This is a genomic window from Candidatus Endolissoclinum faulkneri L5 (genome assembly GCF_000510265.1).
GTDB lineage: Bacteria > Pseudomonadota > Alphaproteobacteria > Thalassobaculales > Thalassobaculaceae > Thalassobaculum > Thalassobaculum faulkneri_A.
Window position 1 is genome coordinate 1171162 of sequence record NZ_CP006745.1, and the last position, 26578, is coordinate 1197739.

A 26578-nucleotide genomic window follows, 5' to 3' on the forward strand; every position below is an offset into this window, starting at 1 on the left:
TAAAGAACAAACCGATATCTATAAGTAAATATAAAATGTACAAACGAAATAAACTAGATCAAGCAAAATACACAATAAAAGAATTATTTAACTATCTTAATGTGATCTATTGTCTGTTCAATTTTCATAAAATTAATTGTCAGCAAACCGGGACATAGCTTAGAATAGGGTAACTCTAAGCTATAAAACAATAGACTAATTTTATAAATTCAATGCATGGCATGCTATATCATGACGATTAAAACCTTCAGGCCAATCAATCTTATTAATAGCTGAATAAACCTTTTCTCTAGCCTGAACTATATTCTTGCCAAGTGCAGTTATTCCAAGTACTCGTCCACCGGTGGCTAGCAACCTTCCTTCTCTATCCCAAGAAGTTCCGGCGTGAAATACGACTACGTCATCACTTTCTATCTCGCTAATTTTATTAATTACTGAGTTCTTTTGATAGGATCCAGGATATCCTCTGGAAGCCATAACGACACAAAGTGAAGTATAATCATGCCAATTCAAATGAATATTGCAAATTTTTTCATTGGTTGTAGCAATCAAAGCAGAAAGAAAATCACTCTTCAAAAGCAATATCAACGCTTGACATTCAGGATCACCAAAACGAACGTTATACTCAATAACCTTAGGTCCAGAATCAGTGATCATTAGCCCGGCATACAACACACCTCGAAATTTTCGACCTTCAGCTGCCATACCAGCAATAGTTGGACTGATAATCTCATTAATAATTTTTATGCTCAGAAGATCATCTATAATCGGAGCTGGAGAACATGCGCCCATCCCACCGGTATTCGGTCCAGTATCACCTTCGCCTACTCGTTTGTAATCCTGAGCACTTATCATTGGTAGTATTACATCGCCATCTGTTAGTGTAAAAAAACTAACCTCTTGACCAATCATACATTCCTCGATAATGATTTCTTTTCCAGATTTGCCGAATACTCCATCAATCATAATTCTATCTACAATATCCATAGCTTGATTGATTCTTTCAGCTATAAATACCCCCTTACCAGCAGCAAGTCCATCGGTCTTAATAACTATTGGTAATGATTGTTTACGTATGTAAGCTTTGGCAGTATCTGCATCAGTAAAGTGAGCGTAGGAGGCGGTAGGAATGTTATGACGAATACAAAAATCCTTAGCAAAGACCTTAGAACCTTCCAGCGTAGCAGCAGCAGCATTTGGCCCAAAACTCTGAATGCCAGCATCTCCCAACTTATCTACTAAACCGTCTACTAAGGGACCTTCTGGACCAATCACAACAAAATCAATTACTTTATCGATACAAAATGCTACTAGTCCATCATAATCATCAGCAGCAATAGAAACACACTCTGCCTCGCGCTCTATGCCAGCATTACCAGGCGCACAAAATAATTTGGTCAAAAATGGTGAACCAGAAATAGCCCAACACATAGCATGTTCACGACCGCCAGAACCAACAACAAGAATGCGCATATTAATCTTTATCCTAGCACTATTAATGATTTTTTCAAATCAACCAAACTAAGAGATAATTGACTGATCTTCCCTCTGAGCATTAAAAACAAGTTGTTGCTCTACCATTTATAACTAAAAGCAAGAAGCAGCCTTCTGGATTCAGAAGGCAATCGGGGTAACTTGTTTTCGTAGCTCACTCAATCAAAAAAAACGCTTAAGACTTTAGTAAACTTAGAATTATACTAAGAAATATTATTTTATGAATAATATTTATCGCTAAGATAAACTAAATCGAATAACAAAGTATTTAAGGTAATAAAATTAATGAAAGATTTTTGGTAGGTTAATTAACTACAATTACCAACAACTATTTCTATATAACACAATACTCAAGTATAAAACAAAGCTATCCAGCATTCAAGTCTAAAAACCCAATTTATATAAGAAAGCTACTGAAGAACTATATAATAATTTATACGTAAAATCATACCAATAAAAGCTTAGATCGCACTAAATTTGCACAAACATTTTTTACTATACCGATACATTCATTAACTATTTTGTTAATTGCCGTCTGTTTTAAAAAAATTGGCCTAGAATCTCAAACAAATATTATTTTATAATGCTCTGCCTAAAGCCAAGACGAGAACAAAAAATTTTTAACATTCATATTATCGATACAAATGTATTATTTTAGTGCTGATAATAATCAAGCTATTAATTCAATCGATATTACGTCGTTAATACCAAAGAGCGTTAAGCCTGTTTTATCTATAGGTTAGATACTAAGTCTAAAGTAATTTTTTTTACATTAACATAAATTAATAACATAAATTAATAAGCTTTTACATCTATTCTCTCTAAAGCATTTAGCTTATACTTTTTCTACTACAGTAGAATATTAGCCAGATAGATCTCTCTGAAAAATTTTATTCATCCGAGATGATGAAGGTATCCCTTATTGCCAAATTATAGTTAAAAAGTTGTCAAGAATAAACAAAACAAATTAAACTGCCTGAGCAAGGTCATCTATTACAAGCTGCACTTTATAATTACCACGAGAATTATTCAGCCTTAAATAGCCTGCTACATGCATAGGGCCTTTATGTACTTGCAACAAGCTAGAACCAATAGTATTGCCAACAGCATGGAAAGCAATAGATTCTATTCGAACAGAATGATATCCTACCAAAGTACACTTTACATGTTTATTGTTAACTATACCGCTTGATTCAACCTTAGCATGAGAAACTATAAAACGCGGCTCCAAATTACCAACGCCAAATGGCGCAAGTAATGATATAGAACGAGCCAATTCCACCGTAGTTTCACTTGGCGCTAAAAGCGCATCCACGGACAGATCAGAATGCATCAAAGGTGAGCAAATGTTAAGTGAAGCAAACCACTCGATCAGGAAAGCGGTAAATTCATCGATACGACTTGCAGCAACAGTAAAGCCTACAGCCATAGCATGGCCACCACCGCTTTCTAATAATCCAACCCGATGAGCAGCAATAATTGCATCTGCCAAATTTATACCAGGCACCGAGCGACCAGAGCCCCTTCCAATACCTTTTTCGTCGATACTAATCACACAAGCAGGAAGATAAAATCGATCTTTTAAGCGACTAGCAATAATGCCGATCACGCCAGAATGCCATCCATTTCCCGACACCACAAGCAGTGGTGCATCTCTAGCGCTTTTCGCTTGAGCAATAGCACTTCTCAAAAGTCCTGCTTCAATTACTTTACGTTTATTATTACAGTAATCCAACGTTTTAGCAATTCGGCGAGCCTCAACAATATTCTTAGTAGAAAGCAACTTAGCGCCAAGGTCAGATTTACCCATACGCCCACCAGCATTAATTCTTGGCCCCAAAACAAAGCCCAGATGATAAGCAGTTGGCTTAGTAGGACCAAGTCCAGCAACATCCGCTAAGGCTGCTAATCCGATATTCGAGCGTCTTGCCATAACCTTCAAGCCTTGAACAACAAAAGCCCGGTTGAGTCCAGTAAGAGGCACAACGTCACAAACAGTTCCCAGAGCAGTCAAATCAAGAATAAATTTTAGATCAGGCTCAGCATGCCTAGTAAACCAACCCTTATCTCGTAATGCACGATTAACAGCTACTAGCGTCAGAAAAGTAACACCACATGCCGCCAAATAGCCAAATCCTGCTAATTCATCTAACCGATTAGGATTAACAACCGCTATAGCAGCTGGTAATTCTGAACCAGCTACATGATGATCGACAACAATTACATCTATCCTAGCCTTCATTGCCTGAGCCAGAGTTTCGATAGCGAGAATGCCACAATCCAAGCAAACCACTACTTTAGCACCCCGTATAACTAGATCTTGTAACGCTGGCATACTTGGACCATAACCTTCGTCAATACGATCAGGAACATAAATGAGCACTGATGCACCAACTGCACGAAAGTATCTCGTCATACTGGCTGCTGAAGTAGCGCCATCTACGTCATAATCCGCAAACAGCCCGATAATCTGTCCTAAAAGAACAGCTTCAACCAACCTATTAACGGCAAATTCCATATCAATAAATCGTTTAGGATCCGGAAGCTCAACCTTTAATGTTGGGCGCAAAAAACACTCAACTGCATCCAATTCAATGCCGCGCTGAGCCATAATTTGTCCTACAGTTTCCGGAAGGGCGAATTGGTGCGCAATCGCTAAACCAAGCTTATCAACATTTTTTATCTTACCGTTGGTATTCAATACCCAACGACGCAAAGTCAGTGATTGTTCAACACCTAGAAATGCATTGGATTGCGACACGAGCTTTCCTATTTATTTTAATACTTGCCATTTCTTTATATGAACACTTGGCTGGTCAAAGATTTGCGAGTAAGATTATGTGTTGTTTCTATCATCCGTACAATACCGGTTTTTGAGTGCATAACAATTGAATGGGTCGTCGCACTATCAACATAACGCCGTACACCACGTAAGATGGAACCATCAGTTACACCAGTAGCAGCAAACACTACCTCACTGCCAGACAATTCCATCATATCGTATTTTTTGTTAATATCAGTTATACCACAATTATATGCTCTTGATTTCTCAACATCATTTCGGAATATTAAGCGACCCTGTACCTGACCACCAATGCAGCGCATAGCAGCAGCTGCCAGTACTCCTTCTGGCGCACCACCCAAACCCATGTAAATATCTATTCCACTGTTTGGTCTAGCAGTAGCAATAGCAGCAGCAATGTCGCCATCAGAGATTAGCGCAATTCTTGTTCCTGTCTCGCGCACACGAGCAATAAGCTGAGCATGGCGCGGTCGATCCAGGATACAAGCAACCATATCTGATATTTCAACACTCTTCTCATTCGCCAAATTTTTTAGGTTTTCCTCTACAGTATTATCAAGGTCGATAATGCCTTTTGGTATACTACAACCAACAGCAATCTTATCCATATAAACATCTGGAGCGTTAAGAAATCCACTCTCCGAAGAAAAAGCAATCACTGAGAGCGCATTTTGAGAATACTTAGCGGTGTTAGTCGTTCCTTCCAGGGGATCCAACGCAATATCAATTTTTGCACCACCTTTGCCAACCTTTTCACCGGTATAAAATCTAGGAGCTTCATCTCGCTCGCCCTCGCCAATTACAACTGTACCTTCAATATCAAGATTGTTTAACGCAGCACGCATGGCATCTACCGCTTTTTGATCAGCCATTTTTTCATCGCCCTTACCAATAAGTAAGGAAGCTGCAAGAGCGCTTGCCTCAGTAACCTCGACAGCTGCCAAAACAAGATTGGAATTAACAGTAAAATTTTTGCCCTCATCGAACATAACTTTATTCTCTAAATTTATTAGTGCAATTATATCTATTTTAGTTAAAATATATTTTAGTTAAAAAAAATTTATTGCGTCAATAAATCAATTTGCTATCATTAGTTAGCTAATAAATACCAAATAAAATACTCTTAAAGCTAGCTTATTTAGTGCATCACAAATCGACAATCCGTATCATTACTGTTACTTTTTGATCATCGTTAAGATTAACAATTTCTGTTATTGCTTTACGCAATAACTTTTCTTCAGCCTCGTGTATGATAAAGACTAACAACATTCTTTCGCGCTGATTATAATCATTATGTATGAATAAATCCATAGAAACATCTTGATTACTCATAATATTTCTAACATGTGTAAGAACACCTGGTCGGTCAATCACACCTACACGAAGATAATATCTGCAACGCATTAATTCTTGTCTTGCTTTTTGGCTGACAAATAGTTTGTCAACCGGCAAACCAAAGACTGGGGTACCGCGGCCTAAGGCAATTTCGATAATATCACTTATAACCGCAGAAGCAGTCGGACCTGCACCAGCACCACGACCATAATGCAAAGTTGCTCCAACCGACTCACCATCAACAATAATAGCGTTGAATACACCCTCTACTTTAGCAATAAGAGTGTCTTTAGCAACCATGCAAGGATGTACTCTCTGGCGTATTCCATCATTAGTCTTTTCGGCAAAACCTAACAGCTTGATTCGATAACCAAATTTTTCGGCATAAGCTATATCGATAGCGGAGATGGAACGTATGCCTTCGATATCCACAGCCTTAAAATCAACAGTATGCCCAAATGCAAGTGCTGATAGCAATGATAGCTTATAACCGGCATCTATTCCGTCAATATCACATGTCGGATCACCCTCTGTGTAACCAAGTTCTTGTGCTTCAGCAAGCACTTCGTTAAAATCTCTACCACTCTCATGCATAGCAGTTAAAATATAATTACTTGTTCCATTAAAGATACCATAAACACGACTAAGTTCGTTAGCTACTAAGCCATCACGTACGGCACGTATGATCGGAATGCCAGCAGCTACTGCTGCTTCATATGCTAAAATCACTCCACAATTTTCAGCTTTACTAGCCAACTCGGTACCGTAATGAGCCAACATAGCCTTATTAGCGGTAACCACTGACTTGCCAGATGCTATGGCTGCTTCAACCACATTCTTAGCCACCCCATCGGATCCACCGATCAGCTCACAAACCACATCAACGTCATCGCGCATAGCCAAGGCCAAAGGGTCATCAGCCCAATCAATACCATTTAAATCTAACCCACGATCTTTGCTTTTGCTATTAGCAGAAACTGCCACTAATGCTACCGGTCGACCAGCATGTGACGATATTATTGTACGTCGTTTTGTTAGTAGTCGCACAGTTTCCGCACCAACCGTCCCCAAACCAGCAATAGCAACACGTAGCGTCTTGCTCATCAGTTCATCCATATCTTAGAAAATGAGTCAATTAGCATAAAACTTCACCAATATTCTATCGATATGTAAGCTTATCACTATGAATAATTGCTAATTATGCTTATTCTATTATAGTCCCTTTGCTAATTATTTATCCGTATGGAAACCCAATTTTTAATATATTCTACTCTGAATTATCGTTGTACAATAATTCAGTATCATTGATAAATAGACAATTTAATTGCGTTTTAAAATAAATAAGCAAAACTTAGTCACCTAATTTAGCTTGCTCACTAAACTTAAGGAAATACTTAAGCGTAATGATATAACTAATTCATAAAATTTTTATTGTATTATAATATTATTTAGTTAATAATCTTGAATACAAGTTAATTATTATCGAGATAAAGCTCGGTTAAAAAGATTGTTAACATAAAACTTCTATAATAAAGTGTTCAGAATAATGATTTATTAGAACTATATATTACCAATAAATGAATATAATTTATGCTTAATTAAGCAACATAACATGCATTTAGGTGCAAACTTTAGTAGTATTATTCACTTTTATTCCTTTTGCTGTTTTATTAAAAGTTTATAAGTTTTGTACTATCTTGTTTTATTTATAACTTAACGCTAATTTGTGCAATTAGCATCGTGCATGCTAATTTTTGTATTTTTCTTAATGTGTTGCGCACTAGCGTGGTCTGCGGCTAATTTTTGCTGAATTGCAACACGTTCTGTTTCATCAGTTGAATATTTTGGTCGATTAGGAACGCTTGCTAAATTTGGAAACGATTTATCATCAGTTAACAGTTCTTCAGTAAAAAAATTAGCTGGTTTGACTGTTTGCGTTCGTCTATTCCAGAATGCATTATTGATAACTTCCATGCTCGTATTTCTGGCAATGTACTTATAGTAATTTAGAGGACTAATTGTAGAAGATAGCGAAAAGCAACTCAACGATGCCAACAGTATTGTCAAGGAATAAATAGTCGACAATAGTATGATCACTCCAAACCTAATAATTTTTACCCACCGAAACTGCTAATCTGCTTTTACCAGTTGTTTGAATATTCTTATTTGCCTAGTTGATCAAGTCATTGAAAAAATTATACGCTAATATGGGCGTAGTTCTTTGTAGATTACTAAACCTCAAAAATTAAATTATCGATCTCATAAATAATAATTATCGACCTCATAAATAATATAGATATGACTAAAAATTAGATTTATAATTGCCTAACTAGCAATGTATCTACAAATTAACGGATATAAAGTACCGATCATTGATGTACAATTAATAAAATTAAGTCCAAAATATAAAAATTAAGAATAATTAAATAAAAAAACAAAATACAACATCCCCTAATAATTATATTAATTTTTAATGGATAAACTGCGTTTCCAAATTATATAGCATATTCATTACTTACGCAGTATAAAATAAATTGCTGCCTATTTTATGTTAACAAAAAAAATTTGCTAAATATTTGTTTCTTATTTAGAACAAATCACCTGATAATTAATTATCATACTGCGGTTAATCATAAATACATCAAATCTAAACTATGCTATATAAAATATAATATATCTATGTAAATCTTCATTCAACTTCTTTGAATAATTTATTATTGTATTATCAAAAGATAATATTCATATTAAAAGACATTTAATACAGGTCTTTAAAATAATAAAGTATAATTAAAAATTATTACTTTATCTACAAGATATCATCAACTAATTGTATAATATAAAATAGCAAATAAAAATTATCAAAATTACAATTGCATTATTAAATATTATTTGTTACATAGTAATTATATGGAATATATAATCCAATATACGTTACTAACTGTTTGAAACCATCATTGAGCGTATTCAATCTAAAAACCGTCTAATATCCAAATATATAGATTTATCAATTAAATACGTTCTCTAAATAAATACTTTAGCTAAAATAATTTAACCTAAGCCGATCAACAAATTTACTAAAATTAGTATTACAAGAATTAATATTTTACATTGTACGATAAACAACAAAATGTCTGTTTTTTATAAATAAAATGAATATAGCTTCATTGTTTTTATAATACTTAAAAGTTAAATCACTTTCACTTGATCGTATCTTCCGTATAATATAACAGGATTTAATTAATTAAAGCCATTAGTCTAATTTAATTAATCATTGGCTAAGGATAATTGAACAATAACTACAATAACTTCTATATACTTGCTTCGCGAAAGGCTAATTTAATGCTTAATAACCGTAATCTTCTAAATAACATGAAAAACATATTTTCGTGTATATTATGAAAAACCTAGTTTACAATATAACCCTTCAATATAACCCTTCTTTAAAATTGCTGAAATAAACACCAAAATATACTAACTATAATGGAGAATATTTACTCAAGAAAATACTAGCCACCATAACTAATTTTTTCAAAAATCGTGAAAATACTAATATTTAGCAACGCTAATAGTATACCACGTACGTAAAAGTGTTATACAAACAGGCTAGCCTACGAGTTTAACGATAGCTTTATAGCATCACATAAACTCAATACTTACTCTTGTAGCCAAGATTAGCTAAACTTTCCCTTGCTTAAAAAATCATTTAAACACAATTATATGTCTGACATATTGTCTAAATAGATTAATGAGAAAAATATTATAACGATGCGGTTATCCTAGCAAACATTTAACTTTAGCTAAGCTAATCTTTTAAATAATTATTGTCTATGATAAGCGACTATGATTAATTGCACACGAACAACGCTTTTGCATAATAGAAAGATAGTTTTTTTTAATCCTTAAACTGCAATAGAGTATTTTCCTACACGTCAAGCTAAAGCAAAAAATAACATGGTATTAATGATAATAACCTATAATAATAAAATAATTAACTAAGTATTTGCACTTTTGATTAATTATACTACTCTACTCGAGTTTATTGTTCTATAAGCTTATAATAAATATATGTATGCTATCTTCTTCATAAGTATGAATATACCTAATAACAATATGATTATACGAACACTCTAGTAAGAAATATTGTCTATAAGCTTAAATCAAATTAAGCACATCATCTTAAGCCATACGCATTATATAATGCACAAGTCTGTCGTAATCTAATCTGTTTCTTACAAAAAAGCCTTTGGCATGATAGACAGTGTTTAATAAAATTAACCTACAGTAAATCTAATTAGAAATTAAAAAATTTGTTTTTTTGTAAACGCTATGGCGTAAAATCAAACACTATAAAAATATTTTACCAACTTAACAAGTTTAAATTGTTAAATAAAAAAGTCAGATAACAAGAGATGAAAAAATATCTTATTGCAAGAAATAGCATTATCAAAGTCTGACGATAACTTTTCTGCATTGAATATTCTAGCGAGAGCACATAATTAAATTACCATAAGATAATTATTAAAAATAATTTTGTTATTGTTATTTGCTTAAATCTTTATGATTTTGACGAAAACTTAATACTTTTCTATGAAAAGAAGAAGATTTAAAGAAAATACTACTACATAGTGTTTTTATTATTAAAAAATTACAGCGCATTGCTATCAATAGCTTTACTATTTGCGGAAGTCACTATTTGCGGAAGTCAAAATATAAACCAAAGGTTTCATTCTGTGAATCCTTAAAAATCTCTCCAACGTTTTATAATAATTTAAAAAGCAGAAAAAAAACATTACGCTGTCTATCAAACAGTATTAAAAGTCAAGTAAGGTACATTGCAAAAAATTGCCCATTGATTTGTTAATCAATCCTAATGCTTACTAGGTATATATCTATAAATAAGAATAGTAACTTAAGCCTTATAAGAATAAAAAAATAGCATCTTGAAAAAAGCTTAATAAATTAATCAAAAAATATGTCACAAGCTATTTTGCTATTATTCATATATAATGAATCAAATTTAACAAATGGAAATACCAATGTTGGTCAGTTAAATTCAGAAAAAATCAGAATTATAGCAGGCAATTTAAAAAAGGAACTAATACAGGTGCTAGCACAAACCAATCAAAAATCATAAACATACATGAAATACAATAGTACAGCTATAATTACAAACTATAAGATCTCTCTACATGCAAAATTAATTATTGTTAACTTCGACCAAAAACTCGATTAAAAATCGTATCAACATGCTTAGTATGATAATTGATCTCAAATAATTCCTTAAGCTGCTCAATACTAATCTCAGCCCTAATTTCCTTGTCTGCAGCAACCAAATCATAAAAGTCCTTACCTTCGCGAACAGCCATCGCGTTGCGCTGCACCAAAGCATATGCATTCTCTCGGGTCAAACCAGCCTGAGTTAAAGCTAACATTACCCGCTGACTATAAATCAAACCGCCTAACTTATTTAAATTTAATTGCATATTAGCCGAATAGACTATTAATTTATCGACTACTTCCGTTAGACGAACAAGAGCAAAATCTAGAGTTACCGTAGCAGTTGGCGCAATTACTCTTTCTACCGATGAATGAGAAATATCTCGCTCATGCCATAGAACAACATCTTCCATCGCTGGATTTACTGTCATGCGTACCAATCTAGCGAGGCCAGTTAGATTTTCGCTCAACACTGGGTTCCGTTTATGTGGCATTGCAGAAGAACCTTTCTGGCATTCACTAAAAAATTCTTCCACCTCGCAAACTTCAGTACGCTGAAGATGACGAATTTCAGTAGCTAGTCTTTCAACAGAAGAAGCGATAACACCAAGTACAGCAAAAAACATCGCATGTCGATCACGCGGTATAACTTGCGTAGAAATTGGTTCCACCTGTAAACCCATAGCCTTAGATACATACTCTTCGACGAATGGGTCAATATTAGCAAAAGTACCTACAGCACCTGAAATAGCACAAGTAGCTATTTCCTTGCGAGCATTAATTAGTCGCTCGCGACAGCGCTGAAACTCCGCATAATGAGAAGTTAATGTCAATCCAAAAGTAGTCGGCTCTGCATGAATGCCATGACTACGACCAATTTTAATAGTATTCTTGTGTTCAAAAGCCCTTCGTTCCAAAACAACCAGTAAAGCATTCACATCTTCGATTAAGATATCCGATACTCTGCTGAGTTGAATGGCTAAACAAGTATCGAGCACATCCGAGCTTGTCATTCCCTGATGAATAAAACGCGCTTCAGGACCTATCTGCTCAGCAAGATTAGTCAAAAAGGCTATGATCTCATGCTTTACATCTGCTTCTATAGCTTTAATTCGATCAATAGCAAACGCTCCATGTTTCCATATCGCATCAGCCGAACTCTTAGGAATCACCCCCAATTCAGCTTGTGCATCGCAGGCATGCGCTTCAATTTCTAGCCAAATTCGGAACTTCGACTTATTTGACCATATGCATGACATTTTTTCGCGAGAGTAACGCGAAATCATAATTTTATCACCGCTACTTTAAAACAACCAATCTATCTATATAGACACTCACCTAATATACTAATAATCCTTGTAGTCAAACAAAAATATAGACAATCACAATAAAAATATCCTAATCATGTATAAAACTTATAAATTACTTTGGTATAAATACATTATGCCTTTATAATGACTAAAACAAATTTTTAGGTGAGCTTAACTACATAAGATCTCCCTTTTCCTAAAATTCACTCAAAAAGAATATAACCAAATGCTGATTTGCAATCGTACCAACATAAATTTCCTAATTCAAAAATAACACCCGAACACTTTAAAGGTTGGAACATAATATCAATAATGAAATAAAGCAATATTATATATATTGATATTTATATATATTGATATATATTGATCATCCTTCTAATGCGCTAATAGCAATTCTTTGGACCGATAATCAGATATACTCAATATCTAATATATACTCAATATCTAATATTGTCTAATGCCTTAATGCCAATAGCAGTATCAGTGTTTGTGACAATAGTACCCTTAAAAGCCATCCCATCGTATCAATTAATAAATTGAAATTTTTTAACACCACGCAAAATATTTACGAATTTATATTCGGGTACCTTGCAAATAGCTTATTTTAGGATCCGTAAATAAAAATCAGGATACTTCCATAGAGCTTCAACTCATTTGTTATACACTTAAATTAGAAAGAAAAATAATTAAAATTGATTTTATTGCTAATGACATAAAAATTTTCACATCATGTAATTAATAATCTTATTAAATTGCATTAATCGCATCCTTGACGAGAGCCTTAGCAAAAATCTGCTTTTAAACAAGAACCTTGACTTGCATTTACTTTGACAGATCTGAATAATTCAACTAACGCTTTAAAAAACAAAATAATCTAATTGATTGCCATACTACACAAGCGCATAGATGAAATTTAAAATTAAGATTATTCTCACTTACTCGGTTATAAAAATCAGTAAAAGTTTAAATTATTGGCCTACTTGAATTAACGTACAAAGCGTCATTAACGTGGGATTATTCATTACGTTTTGGAGTTAAATAGCACTATTGCAAGCAAATTAATTTTAGCTAAATTGCATTTAGCTATTGCAATCTGTTTATTTGCATTAGTGAGTTATTCATGCTCAGTAATTAGAAGAATGATTAAGTAAATAGTAAAACTTTTATAAATAAAAAAAGTTATACAAGCGTAATACGGTAAAATTTTTATCATCTACTTCGCACAAACAATCTAAGGAACAATTAGCTGTATAATAAATATCGTATAAGCTTATCGTAAATAAAATTTAAGTTTATTTAAAATGAATAGCTCATTTCAGAAAATGACATGCACTGCATAATAAAATTTGTTAAAGAAAGATCTAATCATCGCAATAGCGTTAAAGTACAAATCATGCTTAATGTAAAGCTTATACTTAGATGTAGTATAATTTAAAAAATTATAATGTCTTTTCAGCTTATCTCTAATACAGGATTAAATAATATGCTTGATATTAAGTTATTGAGGATTACAATACAGTAAACTATGTAGTTCTTATTAAGCTAATATCTAAACAGATAGTTTAGATATTAGCTTAATAAGAACTACTCACTCTAAATGAAATAGAAAAAATAATAAAACCGATTTAGGATAAAATCTATTTAACCAAATACTTCCAACAGAGGATTTGTTGGAAGATCAACCAAGGATAAAATTTATCGGTTAAATTGAATTCATAATAAAGCTATTCCACAGCTGTTTGATAAACTAATGAATTAACAGGTGCTACTCAAAAATAAAAACTAAACTTTTAGATTTGTACTCCAATCAAATACATTTATCGCGGGTTAAAAGTATCTAGTGGAAAAACATAGAAGAATACTTTTTAAAGTAAGGAAAAATTATAAAATAATAATAAACAAAACTCCTAGTGTATAAACAGCAAACACTATTATTCAGTAATACTTTTATATCGGATGATAAAGAATAAAAAATTAAAAGTTAATCATTACATAACATTTGTATCGTGCAAAAATTTATTAAAAATAATCAATACTATTGAATAATAATTCAAAGATAAAATCTACAATCCAAGTTAAACAATTTATAGATAAAACTGTAATAAGTATTATTGCTGTGTTAAATATTTCATTTTTAGATCAAAAAATTTACTATCAAAATTAATTTAGTAACCATTCTAGTTAGTTTCTTTTACAAATGGATAAAAATAAATAGTTGCAATAAACTGCTAGTCTTATTTCAAATTAGCAAAAAGCTTAGTAAGCTCTATTTCGTTTAAGCGAAAATTACTCGTTGTGAGTTAAGCATAATCTTAATCGTTAAGAAATAAGCAAATCCTTCAATAATAATACAAATTGTTTGTTACTTTAATCAATTGTGCAAGATAATAAAACAGTATTTACCTAATTTAAAGATATTATTTTAATATTAAATTACACATAATTTACTTCCTCACTACCTAATATTAAATTACACATAATTTACTTCCTCACTACCTACGTAAGTAATTTTAAAAAACAAAAATACTTATTATTTTAATCAACAAAAAACTTAGTAAAGGCTAGTTAATTATTATGTATTTTTAAAATATACCGCATCCACTAGACATTGTATACCAGAAATATTAACCATAGACTACCAGAAATATTAACCATAGACTACCAGAAATATTAACCATAGACAAAATCAATTTTGCCTAGCAAGCAGAATTTATATTTAATATCTAAAATTAAGTACTACTAATTACAAATAATAATTATTTCCCCTTAAGTACTATCACAATAGTGATAAAAGAATATAATTCAGAAAAATTTATTATCGCATTTAATCATCCTCCTAGCAGGATTTTCTTAAGTTAAGTAAAACTTTTGGATCTTTGAGATTCCTTTTATAGTGAAAGAAAATTAAATGTATAACAAAATAAACGCATCTTTAAATATAGATCTTTTGTGTTGGGTACTTAGTGATGATATCGTTGGAAAACACATACAGTGTCTGGGGCTTGCAGCTGCAGCTGGCTTAAATCCGATAATTAAACACATTAAACCAAGCTGGTTACTACGAGCTATGCCATTGCTCGGGCAGGTGGCATCTATATTACCGACAATCAGTTGCGGTAATATAGATAAACGTTGGCCAGAAGTGATTATTTCCTGCGGTCGAAGAACCGCTGGAGTAGCTTTAGCAATACGTTCCTTAGCTAGTTCACGACCATTTTTGGCTCATATACAAGATCCGCATATTCATCCACGTAATTTCGATATGCTTATAGTTCCAGAACACGATAATATACGAGGAAAAAATGTTATCACGACATTTGGCTCGCTTAATTATCAAGAACCACAACAGCTAGCTGAAGCAGCAAAGCCTTGGTTAACTAAAGTAGCTAACTTACCTAGTCCATTAATCGCAGTAAATGTCGGTGGATCGAATAAGCGCTATAATTTTTCGCCTAAAGCTGTAAATAGCTTTGTGAAAGATTTGCGGACAATGTCGCAAAGTAGCCGTGGATCCTTACTCATCGCCTGTTCGCGTCGTACAAGCGAAGCAACTAAAGTTGCACTCTTGAATGGACTGAGCGATCTTCCTGGTATCATCTGGACTGGTTTAGGTAAGAACCCTTATCTTGCTTTCTTACACTTATGCGAAGCAATTGTAGTTACATCTGATTCAGTCAACATGATATCAGAAGCCTGCAGTACAGGTAAGCCATTGCACATCGCAACTATCGAGCAAGAAACTGGAAAGCTCGCAGCCTTTCATAAAAGATTAAGAAATGAAGGCTATACTAGGCCATTCGTCGGACGACTAGAACATTGGACTTACGAGCCCCTGCGTGAAACAAGCAGAGTTGCTGCAATTATGCTAAAACTTTTAGCCAAAAGATTTTTCCTTCTAAAGAAATAATTACAATAATTACTAAGATATACTAATTGGCGATATTACAAATATCAGCATGATTGCCATTTTGATGAGGTACAGTACTTAGTTTTATCGATTAGAGAGTGCGGTGCTAAAGTTATACTTTAAGTAATAATGATTCACATATAAAAATTAATATAACAAAACAAGTATACATCTTTCTAAAACAATTAATCTATTCGCTGCCTTCATTATTGTTTCTCTACAAACCAACCTTTGGTTGAACCTGTTTAGCTCGTTAAAAAGGTACCAATCGTAACCTTAGGTTACAATCAGTGTAGATAATTCATTTAAGGGTTAAACAAACCAAAGGCATTTTTATTAAAATACGACTAATACATTTACAAAAAGAAGTTTTGAAAGATTTGACTGGTATCCTTTTATGGATAAGCTAATAGACCCTATCAATGCTGCAACAAATATACCTGGAAGTAAGTAAATTACTATTAATCAATCGCAATTGTATGTAGTGCTGCTTATTTTTCAATGCATTTAAATTTTGCTAAGTAATCTAGCTAGCATAACAATCGATTTCTACTATATTACCGCTAGTTCCATAAAAAAAGATGCTAAATTTTCATCCCTTAAGAGGATAGTAGCTAGCGGATAAAATCAAGCTATATCAAATATATTAGACTACTTATGACATATTGGAGAATATATAGAACTATTATCTGATGTTGTCACCGATCAAATTTATAATTTTAAAACCATATTTAATTAAAGATTTTATTTCTACTATCGTATTAGAATTTCTGATTTGAAATTCTGCTTTTACTTTAGGCGCTAATCAGTTTTTATAAAATAAAAATTTTTTGATTTTAGAATCCTAATTATAAAAATAATACTTTAAAGTAAAATCCTGCATTATGCCTCACTCGCTAGAGGCTATTTTTAATATTTAGCATGCAATTTGCATTTCATTGTAACTAAATTAGTTTTGTTACTAAAATTAATTTAGTTACAAAACTACTTCATGTTTCTAGCAATTGGTTTATTTGTATGCAGGACCGTTAATGAACTTATGTCTAAGCAGTAATTATTAGAGCATTAATCATTGTGCAAATTACTATAATGCAAAAGACAGTCTGCGGCTATAATAGCATATGCGTCCAACGCGCGTCTAGTGAGCTTTTCAAAATTGTTTTTATTAGTATCGATATTACACAAAGTGGTTTATTTTTATCATTTTGTGTAATTAATTCTTACACGTTCTACCGTAATTATTTGTATAATACAAATTAAAAATGTGTAAATTATATAAAATTTAGGTTAAAGTAAGACATTATTAGCTAAGCTTTCTTCTCTCTGTGCAGCCAGACATTCAATATCAATTTCATTTATAAACCTTAAAAAATTTAAGCAAGATAGAATAGATCAAAACATAAATACATGGTATCAATATTTGTTCAAATTAAATCAAAATAATAAGTAGAATTTTAACTACTACAATCATTTAACAGTTATTTATTGTAAAACCTCATATCAAAATGCATAAAGAACACTTTTTTATGATAATAAATTTTAAATTTAAGTAGCTTATGTTAAGTGCAATATTTATTATTGCTTAAATATTTTAATTTTAATAATAAAGTCGGTTTAAAATTCTTAACAGGAATAACTGTGGCCTTAAATTTTCTTACTTTAGTTAATCAACTTAACATTAAACGATTTGGCAAAGCATAAATTAATAAATTTATATTGTAGTATACGCTGTGAGAAAAATTGCTTAATCACAATTTTAGTAGTAACGTTACTAAATTTTCCTACATAGCAATTCTAAGCTTTATATTATGATAAACCAACCAGATATCCAAATTTATTATGAAAGTAAAGGTATAGGATCTATAATCGAAAAGTAATATTATTAAAAATAATCAACTAATTACCCCATAAGCACGAGTAATAACAAACAGGATATTTAAATTATAAATATTACTGATTCAATGGTATTAAATTAAGCTTTTTGCACACAAAAAAAAGATTTACGTCAGATTCAGAAGATGAATTTAGTGTTGAGATCATAGAAAACGATTTATTTTTTTTGATTAAAAAAATCTATATACATGTTATCAATTAATAAAAATTAGCCATTAGCTAAATATTTTAGGCAGCAGGAGTATAATACTCTGAACTATAAAACTCAGACAAGCAGCTAATAAATTGATTATGGTAAAACAGTCACGGCGCAGAGATACATTGGCAAATTAATTTTTTCTACAACAGCATGGCTATAATAAAAGAGATATTTTACTTAGCAAAAACATACTAGATGTAAAAAAAACTATGATGCCAATCCTTTTACAAATTTAAAAAAACCAAAATGTTCTTCATATTTTCGCAAAAACAACAATTTTTATTACTGGCCTCAATTTTACCTTAATATGGCCATACGTATTAATGTGTAAGAATTTTATCAATATCAAGTTTTGGCGACTTTTCAATTAGATAAAAACATAATTTTGTTTATCTTTAAACAAAATTAAATAGATATTGCCTGCGTACGATGTTTAAATGATATTAAAAATAATGTGTTAATTACACAAAACAGTGATGTTATCTAATTTTATATGATTTTATACTTTTCATTATAAAATGCATATAAAGTAAAAATAAGTTTTAAGATAACATTAGCAAATTGATTTATTTAAGCTAGCGAAATACCTTCTTCCCATATGAGCTAAACACCTTGTTGAATGCATCAGCTAATGCTTCATCCACTTCACTCATTTTTGCCGATACCCCAAGATCTATAAGACTAGTGATACCGTGATTGGATATCCCACAAGGAACGATGCCATCGAAATGCGATAGATCAGGATTAACGTTTAAAGCAACGCCGTGTAAAGTTACCCAACGCTGCACTCTTACACCAATTGCTGCGAGTTTGTCTTCACGTATTGGATCACCTAAGTCAATACGGCGCACCCAAATACCTACTCTACCCTCACGTCGCTCTCCTTGCACTCCAAAATGTTGTAATGCTTGAATTAACCATTCTTCCAGTGCATGTACATAGGCTCGCACATTTAAGTGACGACGCTTCAAGTCCAAGAAAACATAAGCTATCCGTTGTCCTGGACCATGATATGCGAACTCACCACCTCTTCCAGTACGAAATACCGGGAAACGATCCGGCTTTAGCAAGTCAGAATTATCCGCACTCGTGCCAGCAGTATAAATTGGCGGATGCTCCAGTAACCAGACAGTTTCTAGAGCATCACCTTGACGAATGGCCTTAACTAATCGCTCCATTTTGGCTACTGCCGTTTGATATTCTACCATTCCGTTATCACGACACCAATTGATTTCTTTAAAAAATGTCTGCTCGACCTGATTTGTGAAATATGCTAGTGTCATGGAAGATAGATGCTGTTTTTAACAAGAACTTTATGGAGATAACTTGATTAGATGTATTTATATTGTCGTAAGTTTAACTTATTACTAAATAACTGACAAGATGCGGTCGTGGCGGAATTTGGTAGACGCGCAGCGTTGAGGTCGCTGTCCGGTAGTACGGGTGGAAGTTCAAGTCTTCTCGACCGCACCACATTCTTTTTATTCATTTTAAAAAAACGATAAAGCCGCTCGGGGCGATAACGCAGGCTTTATTTATGTTAAAAGATACCATCATACCCCTGTCAATAACCTATTAGTGCGTTTAAGTAGGTTATATAGCAAGATCAAGCACACTAAAACGCATGCCTAGTGGAGTTAGGAATGGCGCAAAATCTTAAAGACTCTGCATTATATTATCATGAGAAACCAGTGCCTGGAAAAATGGCCATGGTACCTACAAAGCCGATGGCAACGCAACACGATTTATCCTTAGCATATTCTCCAGGAGTTGCACACCCATGCATCGCCCTCGCAGAAGATCCTACTACAGCAGCACTTTATACTGCTCGTCAAAATCTCGTTGGCGTGATAACCAACGGCACAGCTGTACTTGGTCTTGGTAATATTGGTCCGCTCGCTTCCAAACCAGTAATGGAGGGTAAAGCTGTATTATTTAAGAAATTCGCAGATATTAACGTTTTTGACATAGAGATTGCTGAACCGGAAGTCGATCGCTTTGTTGATGTAGTTGCTGCTTTAGAGCCAACATTTGGAGGAATTAATCTGGAAGACATCAAAGCGCCCGAATGCTTCGAAATCGAAAGTAAATTACGAAAACGTATGAATATTCCAGTATTTCATGATGATCAGCACGGCACAGCCATTTGCGTAGCAGCTGCAATATTTAATGCTTTGCGTTTAGTTGACAAACAATTCGATTCTATTCGATTAGTAACCTCAGGTGCGGGTGCTGCTGCCATGGCTTGTGTAAATCTACTGGTAGTAATGGGACTAAAAATCGAAAACGTAATACTGACCGACATTGACGGCGTAGTTTATACTGGCCGCCCTCAAATGAACCAAGTAATCGCCCGCTACGCAAGAAATACACCTATGCGCACCCTAGCCGAAGCGATAAAAGGAGCCGATATTTTCCTCGGCCTATCTGTTCCAGGTGTTCTAAAGCCAAACATGATAAAGTCTATGAATGTCAACCCTATCATTATGTCATTAGCAAATCCTATACCAGAAATCATGCCAGAAGAAGCTAAAGCGGTACGTGAAGACGTCATTATAGCAACCGGCCGTTCTGACTATCCAAACCAAGTGAACAACGTTTTATGTTTTCCTTTTATATTCCGCGGCGCACTTGACGTAGGAGCTACCACTATCAACGAAGAGATGAAAATAGCTGCTGTATCTGCTATAGCAGATTTGGCGATGCATGAAGCTTCAGATGTGGTCGCTTCTGCTTACAGCGGCCAAGAAGAACTATCTTTTGGGTCAGAATATCTGATTCCCAAGCCATTTGATCCACGATTAATCATAGAAATCGCTCCGCGTGTTGCACAGGCGGCAATGAATAGTAAAGTAGCTACCAGACCTATTAAAGATTTTAGCGCTTATCGTCAAAAACTGTCGCAATTTGTTTACCGCTCCGGACAAGTAATGCACCCAATCTTTTCTAAGGCTCGAGAGCTGCCTAAGCGAGTAGTGTTTGCAGAAGGAGAAGAAGAACGAGTACTGCGCGCAGTGCAATCAATACTAGATGAGAAGTTAGCCTATCCTATTTTAATAGGGCGCCCAGACGTAATTGAGAATAATTTAGCTAAATTGGGTTTAAGGCTAAAGATTGGTTGCGAAGTAGATGTAATAGATATCAACAAAGAGTCAAGATATGAGCTATATTGTACTGCATACCATAAACTTATGGAGCGCCGCGGAGTATCGCTCAAAAAGGCTCTTGAGATAGTACGTACTAATAACACAGTTATCGCTAGCTTAATGATGCAACTTGGCGAAGCTGAAGCAGCTATCTGCGGTACGGTGGGTCAATATTGGGACCATCTAGATCATGTGCGTCAAATAATTGGCACCAGGAATGGAATAAACGAACTTGCAGCTGTTAGTCTACTGATTCTACCACAAGGTCCATACTTTATGGTTGATACTCACGTCACTCCAGACCCAAGCGCAGACGCACTCGTCGAGATGGTTGATTTGGTAATAAATGAAGTGCTCTCATTTGGTATAGAGCCTAAGGTAGCTTTTGTTTCTCACTCCCATTTTGGTTCGTCTGACAAACCTTCGGCTCGCAAGATGCGTGAAGCAGTATCAAAATTAGCAATTAAACATCCTAGTCTCGAAGTTGAAGGTGAAATGCAGGCTGATAGCGCACTATCCGAGGTAGTGCGCAATCGCACTTTCCCTAATTCTCGCTTAAGTGGAACAGCTAACATTTTAGTGATGCCTACGTTAGATTCTGCTAACGTAGCGTTTAATTTAATGAAAACTGCTGCCCAGGGTTTGTCTGTGGGGCCGATGCTTATTGGATCAGCAAAACCAATTCATATACTTACTCAGTCAGTAACTGTGCGTGGGATAATCAATATGACTGCCGTCGCTGTGGTTGATGCTCAAGCAAATCAGATCGCACGTTAAATTATCTACATCATAATAGTTATTAACTGCTATATAAAATGAAATAAAGATCAATTGTTTTTATATTTACTGAAAAAATCAATTATCAACAATGATTTTTAGCAAAAAATTTGTATTTGTACGCAATTTTAAGCATCGATTTGCGCTTATACACTACCACAGCCATCCATGATTTCTCGATAATTATTATCTATCCGTATGTTTTATCTTATAACTATTTAATTTTTGCATTTATTCAACACCAAAAATATTATACTTGATAGGTTAAACTTTTGAATTGTATAAGAGTGAGTTTATGAATTGATGATCCAACTTTTGCTATTATAGCCAGCTCTTAGCTTTAGCAAGATATATAACTAATAAATAATAAGGTTTTTGTTGTCGTAACAACACTCTTAGCTTGTGCTAAATTAGTTAATCTATTGTACAAGTATGGTTTGAATATTTACAAGAATTGTTAAGTTTTCTGCTAAAAAATAATCTGTATTTAAAAAAAATACAGCTAACATTTTAACAAAAATTAAAAATTAATTAAATCTTTAATCAAGATAATAAATAATCAATAATTATTATTGATTATTTATAGTGAAGTAATAATCAAGAGTTTATTACTTACTTTTTTTAAATTAAGATGTATAGCATTATACTATAAATTTATAGTTTTGCCGTTATTGAAAGAAAGTACTGATTTGTGTTAACTATTTATAAATATAATGACAACACAACATTAAAAAAAATAGAGTTCGTATCCGCAATCAATAGTAGATTACATTTGGTATATTATTTAACCTTACTTACTTTTACACAGAAATTACATTAAGTACAAATAATTGCGTAAATTGATTAGTGTAAAGTACAATTAAAACCTATTATCAGCCAATACAACTAACTTTATAAAGTAATAAAAACATTATCAATGTAATTTATAATGATCAATATCATGTTATTATTATTTAAATAATGGTAATTATTTTACATAATTTATTATTATATGCTGTATAATTCACATACCAAGAATAATTTATAAAATATTGCTTAAATGGTCGTTAACTATTATAAAAATCATGATAAAAATAAATGATTTATATTCTCATTTAGCAATTTTATCTTATAAAGGAATATAATCAATAATTCACTATAAAGTAATTATATTTCTAGATTTTTAAAAAATAAAAATTAATTAGCAAAATCAGATAATTTTTATAAGAGTTAATTTAACACTACAAGTCTATTTATTTATTGACAGATGAACGTAGCTTTATTTGCTGTCTATCAGCGCAGGTTAATAATTAAGTGTCTATCAAATCAAGATTTATTAATTTGACATTATAAGTATAAAATCTAAATACTTTCACAATTTAAAAAATTGTGTACTTATTTATTCATGAACCTTATCAACGATACGCAAACCTTATCAGCAGTTTGCAACCGCATTGCAGAAGAGCCTTATGTTGCAATAGATACAGAATTCCTCAGAAACAAAACATATTATTCTAAACTTTGTTTAGTTCAACTTGCTGGCGAACATGATGTCGTTGCAGTCGATATCCTGGCACCTGATATAAACCCAATGCCACTTTTTGATCTGATGGCTAATCATAATGTGCTTAAAGTTTTTCACGCGGCTCGTCAAGATACTGAGATATTCGTACATATGACTAATCAGGTCCCAGTGCCAATGTTCGATACTCAGGTTGCTGGAATGGTGTGTGGCCTTGGTAACGCTGTGAGTTACGATCGCATGGTGCGAGTAATAACTGGAGTAATCTTAGACAAATCCTATCGTTTCACTGACTGGAGTCAAAGGCCATTGTCAACCCAACAAATCGATTATGCGCTAGGCGATGTAATCCATCTCCGTCCTTGCTACGAATGCTTATCGAATCGGCTAATTAAAACTAATCGCTTAAAATGGCTTGAAGAAGAGATGGCAATACTAACTGATATTTCGACTTACATTATAAAACCAGAAGAGTGCTGGAAAAGAATAAAAACCCGCTCCAATAAACAAAACTTTCTTGTTGTACTACGCGCCTTAGCTGCATGGCGAGAATTGAAAGCTCAAAAAAGCGATATTCCTCGGAATTATATCCTGAAAGACGATGCATTAGTATACATTGCTTCGCAATTACCAACTTCTAGCACCGAATTGTCGTGCTCTCAATTTTTCAATCGCAAATCCCTCAATAACAGAATGATTAAGGAAATACTGGAGGTTATAAAAATAGCCCTAGAATCACCGAAGAACACCTGGCCTAAGGCAATTCCTAATCAAGGTAAAGCACAAGAGCGTCAACCAATAGTTGAAATGTTACAAGTCCTACTAAAATTACAGTGCAAAAAGTACAACGTAGCCCCAAAGCTAGTAGCTAACGCTAACGATCTAGATGCTATAGCGGCTGAAGATACTGCAGATTTACCTGCTATGAAAGGCTGGCGTAGAGAAATATTCGGTAAAGTAGCCTTGGCAGTTAAGCAAGGCAAGCTCGCATTTGCCTTCGACACAATAAATAATCGACTGACACTGATCAAAGTTCCTAAATAAAAGAAGAAAGATTAAAAATTCACTATTGCTGAACTGTAAGATAAGCTAGTTTAAGTGTAATTGCGTACCTCAAATAAACTCATAGAAACCGTTCAAGTTAATTCAAAATATTATTTGCAGATTAATATAATTTATAAACTATCACAAATTTTGCTAAATAAAGGTGGTCTGTGTATGTAACAGTAAATTTTTACGCGTATAGTTTGGGATAGAGGAATTTTTAATAATAAAAAACCAAATATAAAATGCATAGCAGAATATTGTTTTTATTAATTAGCCACTCAAGTAATAAATAGAAAATTTTTAATTACAATCTGTGATCGGTATAAGCACTAGAAAGCACTCATTACAATGATAAACATTATACAGCAGATTAAAGCAATTAAAAGCCAATTTTACTAATTGGGAGAATTCATTTCTTGTTAGTGACATTATAATAAGGATAGAATTGTTTTTTGTTTATCCAAAAATATTGCTATATTTTTGAATAACTTAAAAAAAGATTAATAATAATCAAAAAAAAATAAATTAATTATTATACTCCAGTATATTAATATTTGGTAAAATACTAGATCTTAAGCTAGTCTACTCTTATAGATAATTAAATAAAAATACGATCCCTTAAAATATCTTTAGTTTTAATTGATTGTCCTAATGCTAAATTAGTCATGATAAATGGAAAACTTTTGTTAATTAGATTAAATAAATAATTACCATCGTTATATGGTTCTTCGAAACAAATATTATTCATAAACTATTAATTAATTAAACTACTCAGCAGTTTTGCGATTGTTAACAAAACTTGTATTTGTTAGCATTATAATTAGAGATTTAGTGATTAAGCACAATATTGCATTAGCATAGTACAGCTTCCAGCCAACTGCTATTAGCACTCACTGAACTAATTAATCTAACAAGTGAAGCAAATTAAAGAAAGTTCTATGCATTTTGACTTATTAAAAATATTCTTCTTAAGATATTTGCTAAATTCTTCGCATCGATTAATAGTTCTTTTAAGTATTCAGACACAAAATGATTAATATCTTTAATCAGATAAATAAACAGCTGCCTGTCGCAATAACCCATTCTTTAAAAAAAAAAGACCAAACTTTTATGTTAAAAAATATGCATATTGCTAATATAGCAAGTTTTTGTCTTTAATAAATTAAATAATCTTCGAACAACAATGTCTGGTTGTTTATTAAATTAGGCAATTGAAACTCAACTCTCCCAAAAAACTATGTAATTTTTAATATTCATGGAAACATAATACGATATCTTTGTAATCATTATTCTTTAGCTAGTTATTCACTTAACTCCTTGTTATAATTAAATATTGCTAACATCATACCTAAAAGTACTTAAGTTTTAATGGCTCATAGAAATAAACTAAATTGTATTATCAGAATGATTTAAAAAAAATCTTCTGGGATTTGCTTATAAGCAATAAATTTTACCCGGCCAACATAACTAATAATTTAACGAGTCAAAATTAGCATATCCTACTAATGATATTATCTGTAATAAAATTAGATTAACTTATGCTTTAAACAAATGCACAATAAATTGCTTTTCCTTTGCTAATTGTCTTAAAAATGTAACATACTTTGAATTACAGATATAATAAAAATCTGCTATTGAAGGGTATAAGATAATTATAGTAATAAATTTCTTGAATAAATCTAATTTAATGTATTAATTAGATTTACTAATTGTTAGATCAAAATCTTCCTAAAGAAGATCCCTGCATGTATTCTGTTTAGAGTAAATTATTATTTTTTACTAAAAACTAAATCATGTGGCTATCAAAAACTATATTTATAAAATTCCGACACAAACAATAATTCAACTTTGAATACAATCTTATAAAAAGAACAAAACTTTTAGTTAGATGGTTATTAGTTCGCTCAATAACTTATTCGTAATCGGTTAAACCTGCACAGCTTTTAGCT

Annotated in this window: 10 protein-coding genes and 1 tRNA gene; 4 read left to right on the forward strand and 7 right to left on the reverse strand. The window is 32.7% G+C overall.

From position 1 onward, the window contains the following. Positions 1-201: 201 nt before the first annotated feature. The 6 genes from purD to purB all read right to left on the reverse strand — a co-directional run bounded on the left by purD (position 202) and on the right by purB (position 12135). The gene (gene purD, locus P856_RS03370) at positions 202-1473 is read right to left on the reverse strand and encodes a phosphoribosylamine--glycine ligase (protein ID WP_025300764.1); all 1272 of its coding nucleotides are present in this window, start codon (positions 1471-1473) and stop codon (positions 202-204) included. Between the two features lie 988 nt (positions 1474-2461). Next, positions 2462-4255: a single-stranded-DNA-specific exonuclease RecJ gene (gene recJ / locus P856_RS03375; RefSeq protein WP_025300765.1), complete on the reverse strand. Its 1794-nt coding sequence runs from the start codon at positions 4253-4255 to the stop codon at positions 2462-2464. A gap of 35 nt (positions 4256-4290) precedes the next feature. Further along, positions 4291-5286 (reverse strand): class II fructose-bisphosphatase, encoded by a 996-nt coding sequence (gene glpX, locus P856_RS03380; protein ID WP_025300766.1) that lies wholly within the window; start codon positions 5284-5286, stop codon positions 4291-4293. Positions 5287-5443: 157 nt separating this feature from the next. Further along, entirely contained in the window at positions 5444-6736 is a 1293-nt protein-coding gene (locus P856_RS03385) for a homoserine dehydrogenase (RefSeq protein ID WP_025300767.1), read from the reverse strand. 615 nt (positions 6737-7351) lie between these two features. After that, complete coding sequence (locus P856_RS03390; RefSeq protein ID WP_025300768.1) at positions 7352-7606, reverse strand: hypothetical protein; 255 nt, start codon at positions 7604-7606, stop codon at positions 7352-7354. Positions 7607-10839: 3233 nt separating this feature from the next. After that, positions 10840-12135, reverse strand: coding sequence for an adenylosuccinate lyase (purB, locus tag P856_RS03395; RefSeq protein ID WP_025300769.1), 1296 nt, complete (start codon positions 12133-12135; stop codon positions 10840-10842). 2932 nt (positions 12136-15067) lie between these two features. On the opposite strand from purB, the gene P856_RS03400 reads away from it, so the two are divergent. Further along, the gene (locus P856_RS03400) at positions 15068-16066 is read left to right on the forward strand and encodes a mitochondrial fission ELM1 family protein (protein WP_044214930.1); all 999 of its coding nucleotides are present in this window, start codon (positions 15068-15070) and stop codon (positions 16064-16066) included. A gap of 2667 nt (positions 16067-18733) precedes the next feature. Here P856_RS03400 and lipB read toward each other — a convergent pair. Continuing rightward, the gene (lipB, locus tag P856_RS03405) at positions 18734-19441 is read right to left on the reverse strand and encodes a lipoyl(octanoyl) transferase LipB (protein WP_025300771.1); all 708 of its coding nucleotides are present in this window, start codon (positions 19439-19441) and stop codon (positions 18734-18736) included. A gap of 102 nt (positions 19442-19543) precedes the next feature. Here lipB and P856_RS03410 point away from each other — a divergent pair. The 3 genes from P856_RS03410 to rnd all read left to right on the forward strand — a co-directional run bounded on the left by P856_RS03410 (position 19544) and on the right by rnd (position 24626). Then, positions 19544-19631: transfer RNA gene (locus P856_RS03410), tRNA-Leu, on the forward strand. Between the two features lie 170 nt (positions 19632-19801). Further along, entirely contained in the window at positions 19802-22081 is a 2280-nt protein-coding gene (locus P856_RS03415; RefSeq protein WP_025300772.1) for an NADP-dependent malic enzyme, read from the forward strand. Between the two features lie 1384 nt (positions 22082-23465). Next, a complete protein-coding gene (gene rnd, locus P856_RS03420) occupies positions 23466-24626 on the forward strand; it encodes a ribonuclease D (protein WP_025300773.1) in 1161 nt (386 codons plus the stop codon). Positions 24627-26578: the final 1952 nt, after the last annotated feature.